Source organism: Photobacterium sp. 270122K (genome assembly GCF_059941365.1).
Genome location: NZ_JBPOEN010000008.1, coordinates 108155 through 127561, shown reverse-complemented (window position 1 = coordinate 127561; position 19407 = coordinate 108155). Strand labels below are relative to the sequence as shown.

Here is a 19407-nt window from a genome sequence, read left to right as displayed (position 1 = left end):
GAATAAGATGAAATGGCGGACTCGCCAGATGGCACCGGCACCGAAAAAGCCAGCGGCGGGCAAGGATGAGGCAAAAAAGCCGCCACGCCGCCGCAAACCCCGTGCGACACCGGAAGAGGGGGCCAGTGACAAAGCCCCAACCAAAGCGGCAGCTAAAACCGGCGCCAAAGCAACAGCAAAACCGCGTAAAGCGGCAACGTCGCGTGGGCGGAAAAAACCGGCTGCCAAGAGTGGTCGGGTCCCACCGTGGTTAAGATGGCTGATGGGGTTTGGCCTGAAGGTGAGTATTGCCTTGCTCGCCGTGTTGCTGGTGGTCGGGATCTATCTGGATAAGGTGGTGCGTGACCGCTTTGACGGGCAATTGTGGAACCTGCCTGCCGTGGTGTATGGCCGTGTGCTGACGTTACAACCAGGACAGGCGATCACCCGCGAAGAAGTGCGCCGTGAGTTGGATTTACTGCAATACCATAAAGTGCGTACGCCGCAGCGTAATGGCGAGTATTCCTCGTCGTCGACCCGTATCGAACTGATCCGTCGTCCGTTTGAATTTGATGACGGCGCAGAAGGCGCACGGCATGTCATGCTGACCTTTGCCGACGGTACCTTGCAACGTATCGAGGAAGTGGGCAGTAAGCGTCAGCTGGGGTATGTGCGTATTGAGCCGAAAATGCTGGGGATGCTGGGTACCGGCGATCACGAGCAACGTTTGTTTATGTCACGCGAGCAGTTCCCTGAAGTGCTAGTGGACGCGCTGCTGGTCACCGAAGACCGCGACTTCTATCACCATGACGGGGTATCGCCGTTGGCGATTGTGCGTGCCATGCTGGTGAACCTCAAAGCGGGGCGCACCGTGCAAGGGGGCAGTACCCTGACGCAGCAGTTGGCCAAAAACATTTTCCTGAGCCGTGAACGCTCGTTGTGGCGTAAGGTACGTGAAGCCTATATCGCGGTGATCATTGATTATCGCTACAGCAAAGATCGGATCCTGGAAGCGTACCTCAATGAAATTTATTTGGGGCAAAACGGCGGCAAGGAAGTCCATGGCTTTGCCTTAGGGGCGCGGTTGTACTTTGGCCGTCCGTTGCAAGAGCTGCGTATCGATCAGCAAGCCTTGCTGGTGGCCATGGCAAAAGGGCCGTCGTATTACAATCCGTGGCGTAACCCGGAGCGTGCCCGTCAGCGTCGTGATTTGGTGCTGCGCATGATGATGGACAACCAAATCCTTACCGGCGATCAGTATGAGTTGGCCGCATCACGTCCGCTCGACATTCAGGCGAAAGCCATGCTGGCCAGTCGCCAACCGGCGTATTTCCAGCAACTCCAGCGTGAGCTGAAGCAGCGGGTGGGGGATAACTTCACACCGGGTGTAGGCCTGCGGGTGTTCAGTACTCTGGATCCGTTATCCCAGCAAGAAGCCGAGCGGGCCGTGCGCCATCGGGTGCCGTTGCTGAGTAAGAAAGCCGGCGGGGACGTGGAAACGGCCTTGGTGGCGGTGGATCGCCGAACCGGTGAGATCCGCGCCATGATCGGGGGAAGCCAGCCGGGCTTTGCCGGCTTTAACCGCGCGTTGGATGCCCGTCGTCAGATTGGTTCGCTGGTGAAACCGGCGGTGTATTTGGCGGCGTTACGTCATCCGGATCAGTTTACGCTGGCGAGTACGTTGGAAGATAAACCCATTGCGATGCGTAGCAGCAACGGCACCAGTTGGCAGCCGCGTAACTACGATCGCAAATTCCGCGGTGAAGTGCCGCTGTATTACGCCTTGGCGAAGTCGCTGAATGTGCCAACGGTGAATTTGGGCATGGCTGTCGGGCTCAATAATGTGATTGATACGCTGGCCGAGTTGGGCGTCGATCGCGATGAAGTGCCGAAACTGCCGTCGATTTTATTGGGCGCGTTTACCCTGACCCCGTATGAAGTGACGCAGATGTATCAGGCCGTGGCGAGCGGTGGCCGTAAAGCCGAGCTGACCGCCCTGCGTGCGGTGGTAGACCAAAAAGGTAAGCAACTGTACCAATGGGTGCCGAAAGCCGCGCAGAGCGTGCCTGAGCAAGCTGCATGGCTGACAACGTACGGGATGAAGAACGTCGTATCACAAGGCACGGCCCGTTTCTTACAGCCGCAGTTTGGTTGGGCGACGTTAGCGGGTAAAACCGGTACCACCGATAAATCCCGTGACAGCTGGTATGTTGGGATTGATGGCCGTGAGGTCGTGACGGTCTGGATGGGACGTGATGACAATACCTCGGTGAACCTGACCGGCTCATCGGGAGCATTGCGGTTATACAGCGATTACCTCAAAGGCCGTCAGCCTGCGCCGTTAACGTTGGCCTGGCCGAACAAACTGACGTCAGCGAAATTTACCCAGCAGCCTAACGGCACGTTATCGCGTGATTGCACCGGTCAATATGCGCTGCCGCTGTGGGATAAAGACGGCGATGTAAAAGCCTTCTGTGACAGTAACAAGCCTGCGAAGTGGATCAAAGACATGTTTAGCTGGTAAATGCGATACACCTGCCCATGAAAAAGCACGCCTGACTGGGCGTGCTTTTTTATGTCTATCGGTATATGTCTCTCGTTTTATGTCTCTCGTTTTATGTCTATGGTTTTATGTCCATAGATAGAGACGCGGATGGGGATCAGTCATCTGACTCAAAATAATAGGCAATGCGGACGCGAGGGTTCAGATAGGCGTAAACCTTCTCGGGTAACTTACTCGGGGCAATGGCTTGCTCGATACGTAAATTGTTTTCTCCCAGTTCGATGATTGGCGCCTCGTTGGACGGCACGCTCGGATCGTACAGCAACACATTGGGGTGTAACAGATTGTCCGCATTGACGGAAATCACCAGCCCTAACTGTTGGTTAGACAATTGCACCACACTGCCTGGTGGGTAGACCCCTAGCAGGCGGATTAACAGCGCGAGATAGTCGTTGTTGTACTGCTCGCGGCGGTTCTTAAACAGGTGCGACAGGGCGCTGTATGGGATCCTCGCTTTGGTCGGATCTTGTGGGTGACACAGGTTGTCGTAGCTGTTTACCACTGCGACCAACTGCGCCTTGAGATCAATCTCATCCCCTTTTAGCTGCTTGGGATAGCCACTGCCATCGAGCAGCTCATGATGCTGCGCGAGGATCGGTTTGGCGCTGTCGGGAAAGTCCGCCGTCAGGTTTGCTAAATCCACACTGTATTTGGTGTGCAGCTTGAGGTAGTTCAGCTCCGGCTCGGTCAGCGGGGTGGTTTTCCGTAAAATGGCGGTGGGCACCTTCAATTTGCCCATGTCATGAAACATCGCCCCTAACGCAATGGCCTTGATGTCGGCCTGCGACATGCCACAGGAACGGGCCAGCATCATCGACATGATAGTGACATTGAGGGAATGACAGTAGATGTCTTCATTCTCTTTGTTGTCATTCATCAGGTGTAGCGCGACGTTGTCGGACTCCAGTAACGCATCCACCATCTCTTCGACCAGCATTTCGGCTTCTTTCACCGCGGTGACCGGGCGGCTTTTGACTTTGCCCATCACCGAGCGCAATTGCGCCATTGAGCGGCTGAAGTTCTTTTCACACTGCTGCAGCTTGCGTTTGTAGTTTTTCAGGCGGGTGATACGGCCTTGTTTTTCCAGCCACAACTTTTCCGCTTGGGCTTCAAGAAAGCGGCTCTCTTGTTCGGAAATTTCATCGTGCGGCGTTTCAGGCGGCAGGGGTTGCACGTCACTTTTCTCTGGGATCAGATAGACGTATTTCACCCCCAGATTTTTAATCAGGCGAATTTGTTGCTGATCTTTGATTTTAAAGTGATTGAGCAGAAAAGGGTGATCCGTCCATTGCAGGGGGAGCTTGATGTATAAACCTTCGGTTAAGCGCTCAATAGAGAGTTTGATGGCCATGAGTGTCAGCGCAACCTATTTGCGTCGAGTGAGGTGGAAATCCATTCATACAGAGTGGGCTCTGCGTGTGTGTGACCGTCAAGGGGAGGGTGGAGCTGGTACGCGATCATACACGTCCCCTTTGTTTCATTATGTTGTTTATAACACAGTGTTTTTTAGTGTAAATCAATCACCGTGTTTAACTCAATATGGAAGCAGGTTCACAGTACGAATGACAGGCAAAAAAAAACCTCATCAAAGATGAGGTTTCAAAAATGGTGCCGACTACCGGAGTCGAACTGGTGACCTACTGATTACAAGTCAGTTGCTCTACCTACTGAGCTAAGTCGGCATTTTTATTCTTATTATTTCAAGCCAAAGGCTTAAAACTAATGTGGCTCCCCTTGCAAGACTTGAACTTGCGACATACGGATTAACAGTCCGCCGTTCTACCGACTGAACTAAAGGGGAATTGTTACTTTCTTCTCACACGTTAACCGTGAAAGATAAAATATGGTGCCTCGAGGCGGAATCGAACCACCGACACGAGGATTTTCAATCCTCTGCTCTACCGACTGAGCTATCGAGGCAAAAGTCACACCGAAGTGTTAACTCTTGCAAAACTGCTTACGCAGATCTTGCTAAAGAAATGGTGCCGACTACCGGAGTCGAACTGGTGACCTACTGATTACAAGTCAGTTGCTCTACCTACTGAGCTAAGTCGGCACACGAATCTTTTAGTGCCAAATCTTTCGATTTGATACGTTGTTTGGCTCCCCTTGCAAGACTTGAACTTGCGACATACGGATTAACAGTCCGCCGTTCTACCGACTGAACTAAAGGGGAATTGTATGGTGCCTCGAGGCGGAATCGAACCACCGACACGAGGATTTTCAATCCTCTGCTCTACCGACTGAGCTATCGAGGCAAAAGTCACACCGAAGTGTTAACTTTTGCAAAACTGCTTACGCAGATCTTGCTAAGAAATGGTGCCGACTACCGGAGTCGAACTGGTGACCTACTGATTACAAGTCAGTTGCTCTACCTACTGAGCTAAGTCGGCACACTAAATCTTTTTTTAGTCTCAAGTCCTAAGACTCAACACTGAATTTGGCTCCCCTTGCAAGACTTGAACTTGCGACATACGGATTAACAGTCCGCCGTTCTACCGACTGAACTAAAGGGGAATTATATTTTCGTTGCTTGCACCGTTTTCTTCAAAAGAGAAGAAGTGGTGCCTCGAGGCGGAATCGAACCACCGACACGAGGATTTTCAATCCTCTGCTCTACCGACTGAGCTATCGAGGCAACGGAGCGCATTAAACTGGTTTTCGGACTTTTCGTCAATGCTTTTTTTTTGAAAAAACACTCAACTTACCTTTTTTTCGGCTGTTCGCTCGGTTTTTGAACTTATTGAGGGGTTTTAATAGCAAATTATGGGTGTCAGGTACCGTGTAAAGCACGTTGCTCTCGCTCTATGGCACGGGATAATGCGGGGCGCCGACTGACAAATTGGCGGTATTTTTCTAATTTAAGCGGCAGTTTTTGTTCAAACTTGATCGCCCAATTCAGGGTGTGAGTAAGAAAAATATCGGCAACGGTCGGAAAATGACCTAAAAGAAAGCCCTCTTCGGGCACGCGTTGCTCGGCGGTTTTGAGTGCGCGGCGACATTCCCATGCTGCGACCGGTAATATTTCCGGTAAACGGATGGTTTCGGGTAAGGCAAATTGGTGCTTTCCCATGGTCCAAAGGGCTTGTTCCAGCTCAGTAATAATGAAACTGATCCATTCATGGTGACGAGCTGATTCGGCGGTACCCGGTGCGGGGAGCCAATGGTGACCGTATTTTTCCGCTAAATAGAAGCAAATGGCGGTGGATTCACTGATCACCAAGTCGTCATCGGCGAGGCAAGGCACTTTGCCTTGAGGGTTGAGCGCAAGGTATTGCGGGGCGCGATGCGCATTCTGATGAAAGCGGATCGGGTGATAGTGCCAGTCGAGCCCCAGTTCCTCTAATAACCATGACACACGTAGCGAGCGGGTTTGTGGGTAACCGTACAGCGTGAGCATTTGTCATCCTTGAATGGCGTGAAGGGATGCTAATAAACGTAGCCAGTGCAGGGCGGGAACTCAAGGTCAGGGCTGAGACGCGTGGGAGAAGGGAAGAAAGAAGAAGATAGAAAAGAAAAAAGAGCCTCTTGCACGAAGAGGCTCTGCCGAAAGCCTGAATTAGGTGGCTTTGGGCTTATAAAGCAAGGGGGCTTAGAGGGCTTGCCATGGGCTGCCTGCCGTACCCGGTGCGGTGCCTTTGGTCCACCATTTGGCTTTATAGGTGACGTCTTGGTAGATGACTTGATCGCCCGCGTTGTAGGCTTTGCTGGCCATCCATGCTTGGCTGCCTGCTGGGGCATTCAGTTCCCACGCGGCGCTTTCACCCGGATGTTGACCTTGTACCCACCACTTGGCGGTATACGTTTGTCCGTTGTAGACCACGGTATCACCGGCGAGATAAACCGCGTCAGCCTGCCAGGTGGTGTCGCCTGTCGGCGGTGGCTCTACGGGTGGTGGTGGTTCAACCGGCGGCGGTGGCTCTACCGGTGGTGGCGGTTCCACAGGGGGCGGTGGCTCGACCGGTGGCGGTGTGACGGGTTCAGCCTTCACTTCCAGGCGGAAACTGAAGTCTGCATTGGGCAGATACACCTGATTGGCATAGAGATCGCTTGGATCAAAGGTGATCGCCTGCGCGGCATCCAGTATCCCCAGTTGCCCGTGCTGGGAAAAGCGGGTATTGATGGTGTCGGCAAGAGTACGCGCCCAGACTGATTCAGCCTCATTACCGGTATCAATCGCCAGTTTTTCAAACACTTTCTCGTTGCCGTTCGCATCGAAAATACGGAACCATACTGTGTCGCCCGCTTGGGCATCGGTGGTGGCTTTCAGTAGCGGCCCGGCATTGACCCAAGGGGCTGGCTTACCCGGTTCAGTTGGTTCGCCGCCAAAGCTGATGTCACTGCAGTTGTAGAAGCCTTCACCCGCAGGATCGATACGCTGCCAGCGTGAGTAGAGAATGGCATCGCCGGTACGGTCGCTTGGCAAGCTAATGGTCATCTCGTAGTATTTTTTACCGTTGATCACGGTGACCGGTACGTTACCGGCTTCATCCACCAATTCGAGATCCGCCCATGTCAGTGTTTGTGTGGCGTTATCAAACCCGGGTTTGGTCAGGTAAAACGTCCAGAAACTTGGATTATGCGGCGTTTCGGCACGATAAAGCACCGTCAACTGGCCATTTTGATCCAGTGTGATCGCGGTTTTTTGCCAGTCTGCGGAGGCCACGTCCATCCCGATTTTTTTCTTATCGGCGGCGGCGCACAGGCTGCCATCCGGGACGGCTTTTTCTACAGCGGCTTGGTCACGGTAGTTAGAGACCAGCTTGGCAAATTCAGGTTTTTGTACAAAGGGGAACCAGCTGGACTCAAGGAAGGCGGCACGGCAAGCGGCATTCGGAATTTGCGAGCCGTCTTGCGCGCCCCAATAACCCCCGTCTTGGGCACAGATCGCCTGACGCGCGGGGGGGTACTCCATGTATCCGTGACTGGATGCAACTGAGCTGTAGCCCAGCGCACAAAGCGAGGCAACCGCAAGGGCTGTGGCTTTTTTTGAGGGCAAGGGTTGGCTGAATTTCATTCTCTCTCCATTTTGATCGCTGTTGCGGTTATCGAATTTTTATTGTTATAAATTTGTAGGTTTTTTGATCTACAAAGTGGGTTTCGCTCAAATTCGAGTCGGTCGCAAATAAAAAATATCAGCGCACAGGAGAGTGCATAAATTTCTGTTTGTGTGATGTATTTTTGGGGTGTTTAACGCGATATGCGTCGAAGAAGCGGGTTCATGTGCCGAATGTGGCACATGAACCCCTGTGATGATAGTGAGGATCAGCGGCGTGATGCAGAGAGGATAGTAAATTGGCTGATAGAATGCTCAAGCGCTTGTGAAAGCTTGCTTAAGGCTTCGGTGCTGGCATGACTGTCCGTGATCACGTGGCTGAGCTGGCGGCCACTGTCATCAATCAGATTGATGCGCTCTGCAATGTCATCGCCTACTTGCTGTTGTTGATCGGCGGCTGACGCGATCTGGTGGCTCATGCCGGTGATGGATTCCAACGCCATCACAATTTGGCTTAACGCATCGGAGGCCTGACGCGATTGTTCAACAGTACTCATGCTGGTGTTGGCACAGGTCTCCATGGCGTTAAGTGCATGATGTGATGACTGCTGCAGGTTCTTGATCATGTCGCGAATTTCTTTGGTGCTGTTCTGCGTGCGACCCGCCAAACTGCGTACCTCATCGGCAACCACGGCAAACCCGCGGCCTTGCTCACCGGCGCGCGCGGCTTCTATCGCGGCATTAAGTGCCAGCAGGTTGGTTTGCTCGGCAATATCGCCAATCACATTCAGCACTTTGGCAATGCTGTTGATGTCATGATCAAGGTGTGACACGGCTTGGCCGGCGGTATTGAGATCGGTGGCCAGCCCTTCAATATTGACCACGGTGGATTGGATCAACTGTTGCGTATGCTGACTTTGTTGATCGGCTTCCAAGGTGCTCTGTGCGGTGTCTTTGGCTGAGCTGGCGACATGACCGGTTGAGGAGGCCATCTCGGTCATCGCGGTCGCAATCATCTCGGTTGATTGCTGCTGGGTTTCACTCAGTGCGGCCAGTGTGATCGCCCGATCACTGACTAAAGCTAATTCTTCACGCAGTGCGCGCATGGAAAGATCTAACTGTCCCAGTAACTGCGCCAGTGAGTGGTTCATCTGTTGTACGGCGAAATAAATGCTGCCGTCGGGCGCCGAGTATGGGAAGGCGGTGCGAATCTCGCCGTTGGCAACCGACTGTACGGCAGCGCGAACATCATCTGGCTCACCACCCAATAGATTCACCATGCGTTTAATCGCCAGCGTGAGGACGCACAAAATCAGTCCAGCGGCAAACAGGCACAATAGCAGCTGCCATTGGGCATTTGACCAGAAACGGGCATTGACCTCATTAAAGCCAATGCCGGTACCGACCACCCAGCCCCAATGCGGGGTTTTCTTGGCAATCGACAGTTTCTTTTCAATCGTGCCATCGGGCAGGGCTTGGTGCCAGGTGTATTCCACCAGTTGATTGCGGCTGTTTGCCAGTACGCGTTGGATCAGCTGACCAATGCTGTTGCCATCAGCGTCTTTAAAGTCATTGAAACTGGTACCGTGCAATTGTGGATCAAGCGGTGCGGCAACAAACGTCATATTGCTGTCGACAACGTAGACATACTCGTTGTCTTTGTACAGGTTATTGCGCAGTAAGCGGGTGGCCAGGGCTTTCGCTTGTGTTTCATCGAGTTGGCCTTCAATTGCCATTTTCTCTACTTCAGACAAGATGCTGTAGGCACTGTTAAACAGTTCGGTCACACGGGCTTTGTTGTCTTCGCTGCTGGCGACACGCGCTGACCATAGGCCAGATACACTGCTGATGCATAAGGCAAGCAGGATCATGGCGGAGAGAAGATACGCTTGGTGTTTCAATTTCATGGGTAATGATATCGAGGTGGCAAATGAGGGCGACATTTATAATCGCTCAATGTATTTTTGTAAAACAAATCATAACCATAAAGCATGTATTGTGACACTTGCGGCACAAAGTGAGATCAGTGGCGAGTGGCGGGAAAGAGAAAAGAAAGAAGAAGACGAGGGGGAGGTGAGTGTGGTGATGTTCAGCAGACGAAAAAAAACCTCAGTCTTTCGACTGAGGTTTAATTTGGCTCCCCTTGCAAGACTTGAACTTGCGACATACGGATTAACAGTCCGCCGTTCTACCGACTGAACTAAAGGGGAATTGTATGGTGCCTCGAGGCGGAATCGAACCACCGACACGAGGATTTTCAATCCTCTGCTCTACCGACTGAGCTATCGAGGCAAAAGTCACACCGAAGTGTTAACTTTTGCAAAACTGCTTACGCAGGTCTTGCTAAAGAATGGTGCCGACTACCGGAGTCGAACTGGTGACCTACTGATTACAAGTCAGTTGCTCTACCTACTGAGCTAAGTCGGCACACGAATCTTTTTAGTGCCAAATCTTTCGATTTGATACGTTGTTTGGCTCCCCCTGCAAGACTTGAACTTGCGACATACGGATTAACAGTCCGCCGTTCTACCGACTGAACTAAGGGGGAATTGTATGGTGCCTCGAGGCGGAATCGAACCACCGACACGAGGATTTTCAATCCTCTGCTCTACCGACTGAGCTATCGAGGCAAAAGTCACACCGAAGTGTTAACTTTTGCAAAACTGCTTACGCAGATCTTGCTAAGAAATGGTGCCGACTACCGGAGTCGAACTGGTGACCTACTGATTACAAGTCAGTTGCTCTACCTACTGAGCTAAGTCGGCACACTAAATCTTTTTTTAGTCTCAAGTCCTAAGACTCAACACTGAATTTGGCTCCCCTTGCAAGACTTGAACTTGCGACATACGGATTAACAGTCCGCCGTTCTACCGACTGAACTAAAGGGGAATTATATTTTCGTTGCTTGCACCGTTTTCTTCAAAAGAGAAGAAGTGGTGCCTCGAGGCGGAATCGAACCACCGACACGAGGATTTTCAATCCTCTGCTCTACCGACTGAGCTATCGAGGCAACGGAGCGCTATTAAACTGGTTTTCCGGTTTATCGTCAACCTTTTTTTCAGAAAAATCATCCCTGATTGTTCGTGTGCTTGGTTTTTGTTCGGTTGTGTGTTTGGTTGAGTGTTTCTGCACCGCCAGCATGGTAGGGCGGTTATAACTTACCTTGATTAAAGGCTTTTTGATAAGCCGTGACTTTTTGCAAATAACGGCGTGCTTCGGCTTTGGGGTGGCGATGAGTCAGTGCCCAATAGACTTGATTGGGTTGTAACTTGTTCAAACTGTTCATTGCCTGTGCGCGGTTACTGTGGAACGTATTGAGCACGCCGCCGGTGCCGCCGTTATAGGCGGAAATCATGCTGTAATGCAGTGACAGGGGATCTTTAACCGCTTTCAGGTAGCGATGGCGCAGCAGATAAAAGTATGCCGTGCCGGTGTCGATGTTATTGGCGGGATCAAACAAGTACATCGGGCTTGGCTCGCCGCTGCGTTTTTTGACCAGCTTAAATACGTCTACCCCTGCGGTGGCGGGTACAACCTGCATCAAGCCGTAAGCATTGGCATGGCTGACCGCATAAGGGTTGAAACTGCTCTCTGTTTTGATGATGGCGTAGATCAGATCTTCGCTGATCCCGTAGCGACGTGAGGCATCCTGCACCAAGTGGGCGTATTTATAACTGCGCTGGTCGGCGTGATCCGCCACCATGGGGATCTCCACGTAGTAGACCTGATGGTAACGCTCGGCGCGTTTTTTCAGTTGGGTGGTGATCAGGTGATCGGCAAAACGATTGGCCCGCCATGACCATTCAATGGGCTGTTTTTCGCTATCGAGGATCTGCCCGTACAAAAACGGTTTGTCGCCCAATTCGATGGCAGAGTCGGAATACAGGTCAACCCCCGCAGGGTTTTCCGGGGTCAATAAGGTGGTGGTGATGGCCGCTTTAAGGTGTTGAGTGGGTTCGGTTTTTGCGACCGTTTCGACGATGACCATGCCGCGTTCAAAATCCACATGGGCGCGACTCTGATAGCCATCGGTGTATTTGACATACTGACGTTTACTGGCCACCAAGGCATCGTCTTCCCCCCAATAGCGTTCTACTTGGCCACTGAAACTGTGCATCAGTTGGTCTAAGGCTGCTGAATCTTTGGTGAGCTGGCCGGGTTGTGGGGCTAAGTTATAGGCAAAGCGATTGGTGGTGTTGTAATCGACAGTGTAGACCGATTCGACAAATTCGCGACTACAGCCACTTAATGTCAGCAAAGAAAGAGAAGCAATCAGCAGGGATCGTAATGTCATAAGGTTCAAACAGGCAAAAAAAAGATCCCATTCACGAGATCGTCAATGAGATCATTATCAATATCTTTGCGCTGTCAGGCGAGAAAAAAGCGTCACATCACCATGAAAACGTGATGGGCTTAGTCGCTGGCCTTATTGGCTTGGCGGTGTGTAGCCGTCAATGATCACGTCCTGACCTTCAAACAGAAACTTCACCATCTCTGTTTCCAGCAGCTTACGGTGCTCTGGATCCATCATGTTCAGTTTCTTTTCGTTGATCAGCATGGTTTGCTTACCTTGCCATTCTGACCACGCTTCTTTTGAGATGTTGTCAAAAATACGCTTGCCTAGCTCACCCGGGTAAAGTTGGAAGTCCAGACCATCCGCTTCTTTCTTCAAGCGGGCACAAAAAACAGTACGGCTCATGAGGCGTTCCTTTCACTGTGGTCCCCGGCATACGTGGCGGGGAAATTATCATGCTGTAGTTATACCAGAGACCGAGAAAAGCGGCTAGAGCGTGGCGTGTTACAGCTGCGCTAACATCGCCAGCGTGATCGCAATCGAGTTATCGGCTGTGGCTTGCTTGAGTTTCGGGTAATCCATGTGGGCTGAACCGTCTGCTTTGTCAGAAATGGTGCGGATCACCACAAACGGTTTGTTGAACATGAAGGCCACCTGTGCCACCGCGGCACCTTCCATTTCTACTGCCATAGCATTGAATTCGTTGCGGATCTCTGCCACGCGTTGTTTGTTAGCAATAAACTGATCGCCAGTCGCAATGATGCCGGTGAACGCATGATCGTTACCGACCACTTTTTCAGCCGCTTGCTGAGCCAGTTTTACCAAACGCGGATCAGCGTGAAAGAGACGATCCTCAAAACCGTCCATTAGGCCCAGTTGGCTGCCAAAGACGGTCAGATCCACATCGTGTTGGACAAGGGCATTCGAGATCACCACATCGGTCGGGCTGAGTTCAGGCGCCGCTGCACCGGCGATACCGGTGAAAATGAATTGGTCGGCTTTAAATTCACGGATCAACAGCGTGGTGGTGATCGCCGCATTCACTTTGCCGACGCCAGAACGGGTCACGACAACTGGGTGGCCGCGTAGGGTACCGGTATGAAACGTATGTTGGCCGATCTGTACCGCTTTGTGTTGTTCAATTTCCGGGATCAGGTTGTTCACTTCCACATCCATGGCACCGACGATAGCAATCGTTTGCGTTGCGGAGGCAAAAAAAGAACATAAAGCCAGTAGAGGAGCGAAAAAGAGAGAAAATTTAGACATATATATGCGTCTCAGCAGCAAGGGGATGATAATCGGCGCGATAATAACGGCTTTTATCTCAAGAGGGAATAGCCAGTGAAGGCGACTATTCCCCGCATTGTTTTACTGAGTGTGCTGAGCGTGTTATGACGCGTTAGTGAGGTGATAGGCCAGACTATCAAGGATCTTCTGTACCGGAGCGGCTAAGCCAATTTTGGCTGGTGCCGTTAAGCTGTACCATTGGCCTGTGCGAAGCTCGCCTTGTTCATCGGTCAGTGGTGAAACAATATCGCTCTCATCGCTGAGGGTGAAGTGGATCGGCACGATGTCCAAATGGTAATGGCTGAACGTGTGGCGAAAGGCAGTCAGTTGCTCCTGCGCCACAATGCATTGCTCGGTCAGTTGGTTGGGCACACTGCCGAGTCGCGTATCAATCAGGGTGTCTAAAGTCGCGGTGTCGTGTTGCGGGAAACACCACAGGCCGCCCCAGATCCCGCTTTGCGGGCGCTGCTCTAACCACACTTCTTCCCCGCGCTGGAAAATCGCAAACCAGGTGTTTTTCTCTGGCAGGGTTTTCTTTGGTTTCTTACCCGGGAAATCCGCCTGACGACCGCTGGCTTTCGCTTGGCAAATGGTCGCGACAGGGCACAATTCACACTTGGGCTTGCTGCGGGTACAAATCATCGCGCCCATGTCCATCATGGCTTGGTTGTAGCGTTCAACGCCCTCGGTTGGCGTATTGGCGTCAGCAATCGCCCACAAGGCATTTTCTACCGGTTTTTTGCCCGGCCACCCTTCGACGGCGTAACAGCGGGCGAGGGTGCGTTTCACGTTGCCATCGAGAATGGAATGCGGTTGTTTGAGCGACAGCGACAAGACGGCCCCCGCGGTTGAGCGGCCGATGCCCGGCAGCGCCATGACCTGTTCAATATCGATCGGGAACTGGCCGTGGTGGTGGTCGACAATGTACTTGGCGGCTTTATGCAGGTTACGGGCGCGGGCGTAGTAGCCTAAACCGGTCCACAGGTGCAACACTTCATCTTGTTCGGCGGCGGCTAAATCCGCCACGGTCGGGAAGCGGGCCATGAAGCGTTCAAAGTACGGGATCACGGTCGCCACTTGGGTTTGCTGCAGCATAATTTCCGACAACCAGACTTTATACGGGGTCTTTTCTTGCTGCCAAGGCAGGGTTTTCCGGCCAAATTTGTCATACCACGCTAAAATGGCATCAGAGAAGGTGTTCGTCACAGGCTTGGTTCTCGTTACTGACCGCAATGAATGCGTGCCATGATGATAGGGTGCATATTGGGCTGTTGATTGCACCATAAACTGGGACGACTCGCAAACGATAGACTTGCACTTAATCTGTAACTTTGGATAATGCCGTTCCGTTTCTTTTTTGTTTGGATAGTAAGCATGAGCGAAGTTTTAAAGAAGTCAGGTGAAGTGACCCTGACTGAATTTACCGAAGACGGCAAACTGGTACGTAAAATTCGTAGCTTTGTTCGTCGTGAAGGCCGTTTAACCAAAGGCCAAGAATTGGCGATGGAAAAAAATTGGCCGACAATGGGTATCGACTTCGCTCAGCAGATGCTGGACTGGAAAGAGGTGTACAACCGTGAAGCGCCAGTGGTACTGGAAATCGGCTTCGGCATGGGTGCCTCTTTGGTTGAAATGGCAAAAAATGCCCCAGAGAAAAACTTCATCGGTATTGAAGTACACAGCCCTGGCGTGGGTGCTTGCCTGATGGCAGCAGAAGAAGCGGGCCTGACAAATCTACGCGTAATGTGTCACGATGGCGTAGAAGTGTTTGCACACATGATCCCAGATGGCAGTCTTGATTGCGTCCAGTTGTTCTTCCCTGATCCATGGCACAAAGCACGTCACCACAAGCGTCGTATCGTGCAGCCAGAATTCGCGGAAATGCTACGTAAGAAGCTAAAAATCGGCGGTATCTTCCACATGGCGACTGACTGGGAAAACTACGCAGAGCACATGGTAGAAGTGATGAATGCGGCACCGGGTTACGCGAACACGGCGACTGACGGCGACTACATCGCACGTCCGGAAGATCGTCCGCTAACGAAATTTGAAGCGCGTGGCCACCGTTTAGGCCATGGCGTATGGGACATGAAGTACGCACGTACTGAATAAATCATGCCCCTGCCGATTCGAACGTCGAGCGTGCCATAGGCACCGCGTGAACGTCGAATACGGCCACTGTGTTAAACAAGAAAGCCAACCTTAGTGTTGGCTTTTTTACCCTTGGAGAACGTGTAATGAAGCCAACCGTACAGTTGCTTAATGAGATTCTAGATGAAGTCAGACCCCTGCTTGGTCAGGGGAAGGTGGCAGACTATATTCCCGCGTTAGCGGAAGTACCGGCGCACAAGCTGGGTGTCGCGGTGTGTTATAACGACGGCGAGATCATTCAAGCCGGCGACTGTGAAGAAGGCTTCTCGATTCAGTCGATCTCCAAGGCATTGAGCTTAACGTTGGCGATGAGCCTGTATGAACCCGAAGAGATCTGGCAACGGGTTGGCAAAGAGCCGTCGGGCCATGCGTTTAACTCGATGATCCAGCTGGAGCTGGAAAACGGCATTCCCCGTAATCCATTCATCAATGCCGGTGCGCTGGTGGTGTCGGATCTGCTGCACAGCCGCTTGTCGGCGCCGCAGTACCGTATGCTGGAGTTAGTGCGTGAATTGGCCTGCAATCCGCACATTGTGTACGACAAAGCGGTGGCGGCGTCAGAGATGCAGCACAGCGATCGTAATGCGTCGATTGCCTACCTGATGCGCTCGTTCGGTAACTTCGATAACGAAGTGATGCCGGTGCTCAGTAATTACTTTAGCTATTGTGCACTCAAAATGAGTTGTGTGGATTTGGCGCGTACATTCAGCTACTTAGCAAACAAAGGGCTTCCTTTGGGCGCAAAAAAAACAATTATCACCCAAACTCAGTGTAAGCAAATGAATGCATTACTCGCGACCTGTGGCCTGTATGACGGTGCCGGGGAATTTGCTTACCGTGTGGGGATGCCAGGTAAGTCTGGAGTCGGTGGCGGTATTGTCGCCATTGTACCGGGGGAAATGACCATTGCGGTGTGGTCACCCGAGTTGGATCCGTCAGGCAATTCACTGGCGGGGACGGCGGCTCTGGAGTTACTCGCTGAGCGTATTGGACGTTCGATTTTTTAACGAGACAGCTGCGCTGGCATGGCTGCTCTCGGTGAAAGGGAGAAGACTATGCCGTATGAGTCGATGCACGATGATCCGCAGCAGCATGAAAAGAAGGGCACTCCCCGTGGGTGCGCGTGGTGGCCTAACGGTCATGATATAACGTGCAAAATGAGTGGGGCGCTATCTCGCGCCGTGTGTGGTGCGGTGTGGATCATCGCGGCCACGACAATTGCGACCCCCAGCGTGCAGGCACAGCCGGTATCGGCGCAAGCGGAATCCGCAGTGTCATCCTCTCCTGCCGTGCCATCCCCGGTGTGTCAGTTGGAATGGCACAATGGGATCAGCTTGCAAGATGATGTTTTAACCTTGGATATGCGTGATAAAACCTTTTTGGTTAAATCCAGTGGGCAGCTGTATTTCGGCATTCATAAAGTGAAGCTTAATGCGGATCAAATGGGGGCTTTGGCGGACTACCACGCCTTCATGCGTGATGACTTGCCCTATACCTTGTCCCGTTCGCAATTGATCAATGAAGAATTGTGCCAGCGTGTGGCTGCGCGCCAAGCGAAAGAGCATGAAATCCAATCGTTGATCCCGGCGTTAAAACGTTGGCAGACGGTGAGCATTACCGAGTAACGCCAGTGCATGTCATAAACCTGTACGCGTAACAAAAAAGAGAGCAGCCCATGGGCTGCTCTTTGTGTTTTTACGCGTCAGCGTCAGTATCTTCTTCGTCGTCTTCGACAAACGCCGCGAGGAGATCATTGAGGAACAGCTTACCGTGTTCGGTGATCTGCCATTCTTCGCCGTTATCCACGAGATAGCCTTGTGCTAATGCCCATTCAATGGGCTCGGCAATCGTGCTTAACGGTAAGCCAGTTCGAGCCGGATAATCTTGTTTCGGGCAGGCTTCGAGCAAACGGAAGCGGTTCATGAAGAACTCAAACGGGCGCTCACTGTCCGCCACTTGAGTTTCCTGATCCAAGTACGGTTTAGCCGCATTGAGGTAGCCGCGGGGATGCTTCACTTTCACGGTACGGGTGATAGTGCCATCGGCAAAACTGATCTTACCGTGTGCGCCACAACCAATGCCCAAGTAGTCACCAAAACGCCAGTAGTTGAGGTTATGACGGCATTGTTTGCTCGGCTTGCTGTAGCCCGAGATCTCATACTGCACATAGCCTGCCTCTGCCAACAGCTGGTGGCCTTGTTCGAAAATGTCCCACAGATCATCATCATCCGGCAATGTCGGCGGTTTGGAGTAGAACAGAGTGTTCGGCTCAATCGTCAACTGATACCACGACAGGTGTGGCGGGTTCAGCGCGATCGCCTGTTTTAGATCCGACAGCGCATCGTCCACGCTTTGATCCGGCAGGCCATGCATCAAATCGATATTGAAGCTGTTTAAGCCTGCATTCGTGGCCAGTTGAGCGGCCTTGATGGCTTCTTCGCCGCCGTGAATACGGCCTAAGCGAGTCAGTTTCTCATCCTGGAAACTTTGAATGCCGATGGAAATACGGTTCACGCCTGCGGCACGATACGCGTCAAAGCGACCGGCTTCGACCGTGCCTGGGTTGGCTTCCATGGTGATTTCAATGTCATCACAGAACGGAATGCGCTGCTGAACCGCTTGCAATAAACGGCCAATTTCTTCCGGCGAGATCAGGCTAGGTGTGCCGCCGCCGATGAAAATACTGTGCAGCGGACGTTGGCTGTCGTTCAGGTTATAAGCCGCGAGATCGATATCGAGATCCTCAATCAAGGCATCGATGTAATCGAGCTCTGGGATCGCGGTTTTCAGGGCGTGCGAGTTAAAGTCACAGTACGGACATTTCTGCACACACCAAGGAATGTGAATATACAGGCTGAGTGGTGGTGGCACGAGCATGGCTTATTGATCCTTCAGGGCGGCAAACAACTGCGCCAATGCCTGACCACGGTGAGACAGTTGCTTCTTACGCGTTGGTTCAAGCTCGGCAGAGGCACACTGATCTTCCGGTACCCAGAAAATCGGATCATAACCAAAGCCATTATTGCCGTGTTCGTGTTCGGTAATGCTGCCTTCCCACGTGCCGTGGCAGACCAATGGCGTCGGATCATTTTCGTGGCGCATCATCACCAACACACAATGGAAACGCGCAGTACGTTGGTCGGCGGGCACGCCTTGCATGGCCTCAAGCAGTTTGTCGATATTCGCTTGATCAGACGCGTCTTCACCGGCATAGCGCGCAGAGTAAATACCCGGGGCACCCTTGAGGAAATCCACCTCTAAGCCAGAGTCATCGGCAATGGCCGGTAAGCCGGTTTCTTTGGCGGCATGACGGGCTTTAATGATGGCATTTTCAATGAAGGTGGTGCCGGTTTCGGCGACCGAGGAAACGTTGTAATCACTCTGGGCGACCACATCAAAGCCAAAGTCAGCCAGCAGGCTTGCCATCTCTTTCACTTTGCCTTGATTACCCGTGGCCAGTACTAATTTGCTCATTGTGGTTCCTCGAAACATCGATAGTCAGTGGGAGCACGCCCCTGCGGTGGGGCGTGAGTGGGCGCTATCTTATCTTACTACGGCGAAAATAAAAGGGCACAGGCTGGGGCAGAAGGCCGGATAGCACTCAGGCTCTGTTGGCCAAGGCGGTTTAGTCGACGTAGAAGGTTTGTTGGAAGTCGAGCGAGCCATTGGTGCCTTGCTGCGACACATCAATGGTAAAGGTAAACCGTTCTTCGTTGGCGTGTTTGATTTCGGCGATGTAATAAATTGCGTTGCCTTCGCGGATCTCACGGAATGACAGTTTTTTCTCTTGGCCTATCAGGTTCTTGGCTTTGCCGGAGATAACCGCAGCCACCGCGGGCTTGCCAGTTTGGGCGGTGTCAATCACGGTAATATTGACCACGCCGTTGTAGCGGCTGCGTTGAATGTTGTATTGCTGGGCAATGTCTGGGGTAAGAAACGTGGAGGGGAAACTGGAATAGTGCACTTCCAATGCAGCGATTTTTGCAAATTGTTCGGCATAGGCGGGCAGGGTCAGCAACAAGCTGGCAGACAAAAACATCAGTCGGCGGATGTATCGGATCATGGCGTCGAGTCCTTGTGATACGCACCGCGCTGGGGGCTCGCCCTAAACAGCGGGTGGGTAGGGTTCCATTAGTA

The 19407-nt window shown here is 52.2% G+C and carries 15 protein-coding genes and 17 tRNA genes; 4 read left to right on the top strand and 28 right to left on the bottom strand.

The window, feature by feature from the left end:
• The first annotated feature begins 7 nt into the window (after positions 1–7).
• Positions 8–2503, top strand: coding sequence for a penicillin-binding protein 1B (mrcB, locus tag ACSF8W_RS15480; protein ID WP_500848121.1), 2496 nt, complete (start codon positions 8–10; stop codon positions 2501–2503).
• 136 nt (positions 2504–2639) lie between these two features.
• On the opposite strand, the gene ACSF8W_RS15475 is transcribed toward mrcB, so the two are convergent.
• From ACSF8W_RS15475 to mutY, 25 genes are all read right to left on the bottom strand, one after another.
• Positions 2640–3893, bottom strand: a complete 1254-nt coding sequence (locus tag ACSF8W_RS15475; RefSeq protein WP_500848120.1) for a cyclic di-GMP phosphodiesterase — start codon at positions 3891–3893, stop codon at positions 2640–2642.
• Positions 3894–4148: 255 nt separating this feature from the next.
• Positions 4149–4224 (bottom strand) — tRNA-Thr (locus ACSF8W_RS15470).
• A gap of 43 nt (positions 4225–4267) precedes the next feature.
• Positions 4268–4343: transfer RNA gene (locus tag ACSF8W_RS15465), tRNA-Asn, on the bottom strand.
• 43 nt (positions 4344–4386) lie between these two features.
• Positions 4387–4462, bottom strand: a tRNA-Phe gene (locus ACSF8W_RS15460).
• Positions 4463–4522: 60 nt separating this feature from the next.
• Positions 4523–4598, bottom strand: a tRNA-Thr gene (locus ACSF8W_RS15455).
• A gap of 44 nt (positions 4599–4642) precedes the next feature.
• A tRNA-Asn gene (locus tag ACSF8W_RS15450) sits at positions 4643–4718 on the bottom strand.
• A 6-nt stretch (positions 4719–4724) separates the two neighbouring features.
• Positions 4725–4800: transfer RNA gene (locus ACSF8W_RS15445), tRNA-Phe, on the bottom strand.
• Positions 4801–4859: 59 nt separating this feature from the next.
• Positions 4860–4935: transfer RNA gene (locus tag ACSF8W_RS15440), tRNA-Thr, on the bottom strand.
• 48 nt (positions 4936–4983) lie between these two features.
• Positions 4984–5059 (bottom strand) — tRNA-Asn (locus ACSF8W_RS15435).
• A gap of 45 nt (positions 5060–5104) precedes the next feature.
• A tRNA-Phe gene (locus tag ACSF8W_RS15430) sits at positions 5105–5180 on the bottom strand.
• A gap of 135 nt (positions 5181–5315) precedes the next feature.
• Complete coding sequence (locus tag ACSF8W_RS15425; RefSeq protein WP_500848119.1) at positions 5316–5942, bottom strand: glutathione S-transferase family protein; 627 nt, start codon at positions 5940–5942, stop codon at positions 5316–5318.
• Positions 5943–6134: 192 nt separating this feature from the next.
• Positions 6135–7559, bottom strand: a complete 1425-nt coding sequence (locus tag ACSF8W_RS15420; protein WP_500848118.1) for a lytic polysaccharide monooxygenase — start codon at positions 7557–7559, stop codon at positions 6135–6137.
• Positions 7560–7807: 248 nt separating this feature from the next.
• Positions 7808–9445 (bottom strand): methyl-accepting chemotaxis protein, encoded by a 1638-nt coding sequence (locus ACSF8W_RS15415; protein WP_500848117.1) that lies wholly within the window; start codon positions 9443–9445, stop codon positions 7808–7810.
• A gap of 227 nt (positions 9446–9672) precedes the next feature.
• A tRNA-Asn gene (locus ACSF8W_RS15410) sits at positions 9673–9748 on the bottom strand.
• A 6-nt stretch (positions 9749–9754) separates the two neighbouring features.
• Positions 9755–9830: transfer RNA gene (locus ACSF8W_RS15405), tRNA-Phe, on the bottom strand.
• 59 nt (positions 9831–9889) lie between these two features.
• Positions 9890–9965 (bottom strand) — tRNA-Thr (locus ACSF8W_RS15400).
• Between the two features lie 45 nt (positions 9966–10010).
• Positions 10011–10086 (bottom strand) — tRNA-Asn (locus ACSF8W_RS15395).
• A 6-nt stretch (positions 10087–10092) separates the two neighbouring features.
• Positions 10093–10168 (bottom strand) — tRNA-Phe (locus ACSF8W_RS15390).
• Between the two features lie 59 nt (positions 10169–10227).
• A tRNA-Thr gene (locus ACSF8W_RS15385) sits at positions 10228–10303 on the bottom strand.
• A gap of 48 nt (positions 10304–10351) precedes the next feature.
• Positions 10352–10427 (bottom strand) — tRNA-Asn (locus tag ACSF8W_RS15380).
• A gap of 45 nt (positions 10428–10472) precedes the next feature.
• Positions 10473–10548: transfer RNA gene (locus tag ACSF8W_RS15375), tRNA-Phe, on the bottom strand.
• A gap of 141 nt (positions 10549–10689) precedes the next feature.
• The gene (gene mltC, locus ACSF8W_RS15370) at positions 10690–11832 is read right to left on the bottom strand and encodes a membrane-bound lytic murein transglycosylase MltC (protein WP_500848116.1); all 1143 of its coding nucleotides are present in this window, start codon (positions 11830–11832) and stop codon (positions 10690–10692) included.
• Between the two features lie 132 nt (positions 11833–11964).
• Entirely contained in the window at positions 11965–12237 is a 273-nt protein-coding gene (locus ACSF8W_RS15365; protein ID WP_428479775.1) for an oxidative damage protection protein, read from the bottom strand.
• 99 nt (positions 12238–12336) lie between these two features.
• On the bottom strand, positions 12337–13098 hold the full coding sequence (locus tag ACSF8W_RS15360; protein WP_500848115.1) for a 5'-methylthioadenosine/adenosylhomocysteine nucleosidase: 762 nt from the start codon (positions 13096–13098) through the stop codon (positions 12337–12339).
• A 123-nt stretch (positions 13099–13221) separates the two neighbouring features.
• The gene (gene mutY, locus ACSF8W_RS15355) at positions 13222–14325 is read right to left on the bottom strand and encodes an A/G-specific adenine glycosylase (RefSeq protein WP_500848114.1); all 1104 of its coding nucleotides are present in this window, start codon (positions 14323–14325) and stop codon (positions 13222–13224) included.
• Between the two features lie 168 nt (positions 14326–14493).
• Between mutY and trmB the strand changes: the two genes are divergently transcribed.
• From trmB to ACSF8W_RS15340, 3 genes are all read left to right on the top strand, one after another.
• Complete coding sequence (gene trmB, locus ACSF8W_RS15350) at positions 14494–15231, top strand: tRNA (guanosine(46)-N7)-methyltransferase TrmB (RefSeq protein ID WP_500848113.1); 738 nt, start codon at positions 14494–14496, stop codon at positions 15229–15231.
• Positions 15232–15356: 125 nt separating this feature from the next.
• Positions 15357–16277 (top strand): glutaminase B, encoded by a 921-nt coding sequence (glsB, locus tag ACSF8W_RS15345; protein WP_500848112.1) that lies wholly within the window; start codon positions 15357–15359, stop codon positions 16275–16277.
• Between the two features lie 48 nt (positions 16278–16325).
• Entirely contained in the window at positions 16326–16895 is a 570-nt protein-coding gene (locus ACSF8W_RS15340) for a hypothetical protein (protein WP_500848111.1), read from the top strand.
• 70 nt (positions 16896–16965) lie between these two features.
• On the opposite strand, the gene hemW is transcribed toward ACSF8W_RS15340, so the two are convergent.
• The 3 genes from hemW to ACSF8W_RS15325 all read right to left on the bottom strand — a co-directional run bounded on the left by hemW (position 16966) and on the right by ACSF8W_RS15325 (position 19333).
• Positions 16966–18147: a radical SAM family heme chaperone HemW gene (gene hemW, locus ACSF8W_RS15335; RefSeq protein ID WP_500848110.1), complete on the bottom strand. Its 1182-nt coding sequence runs from the start codon at positions 18145–18147 to the stop codon at positions 16966–16968.
• Between the two features lie 3 nt (positions 18148–18150).
• Positions 18151–18744, bottom strand: coding sequence for an XTP/dITP diphosphatase (locus ACSF8W_RS15330; protein ID WP_500848109.1), 594 nt, complete (start codon positions 18742–18744; stop codon positions 18151–18153).
• A 151-nt stretch (positions 18745–18895) separates the two neighbouring features.
• A complete protein-coding gene (locus ACSF8W_RS15325) occupies positions 18896–19333 on the bottom strand; it encodes a DUF4426 domain-containing protein (RefSeq protein WP_500848108.1) in 438 nt (145 codons plus the stop codon).
• Positions 19334–19407: the final 74 nt, after the last annotated feature.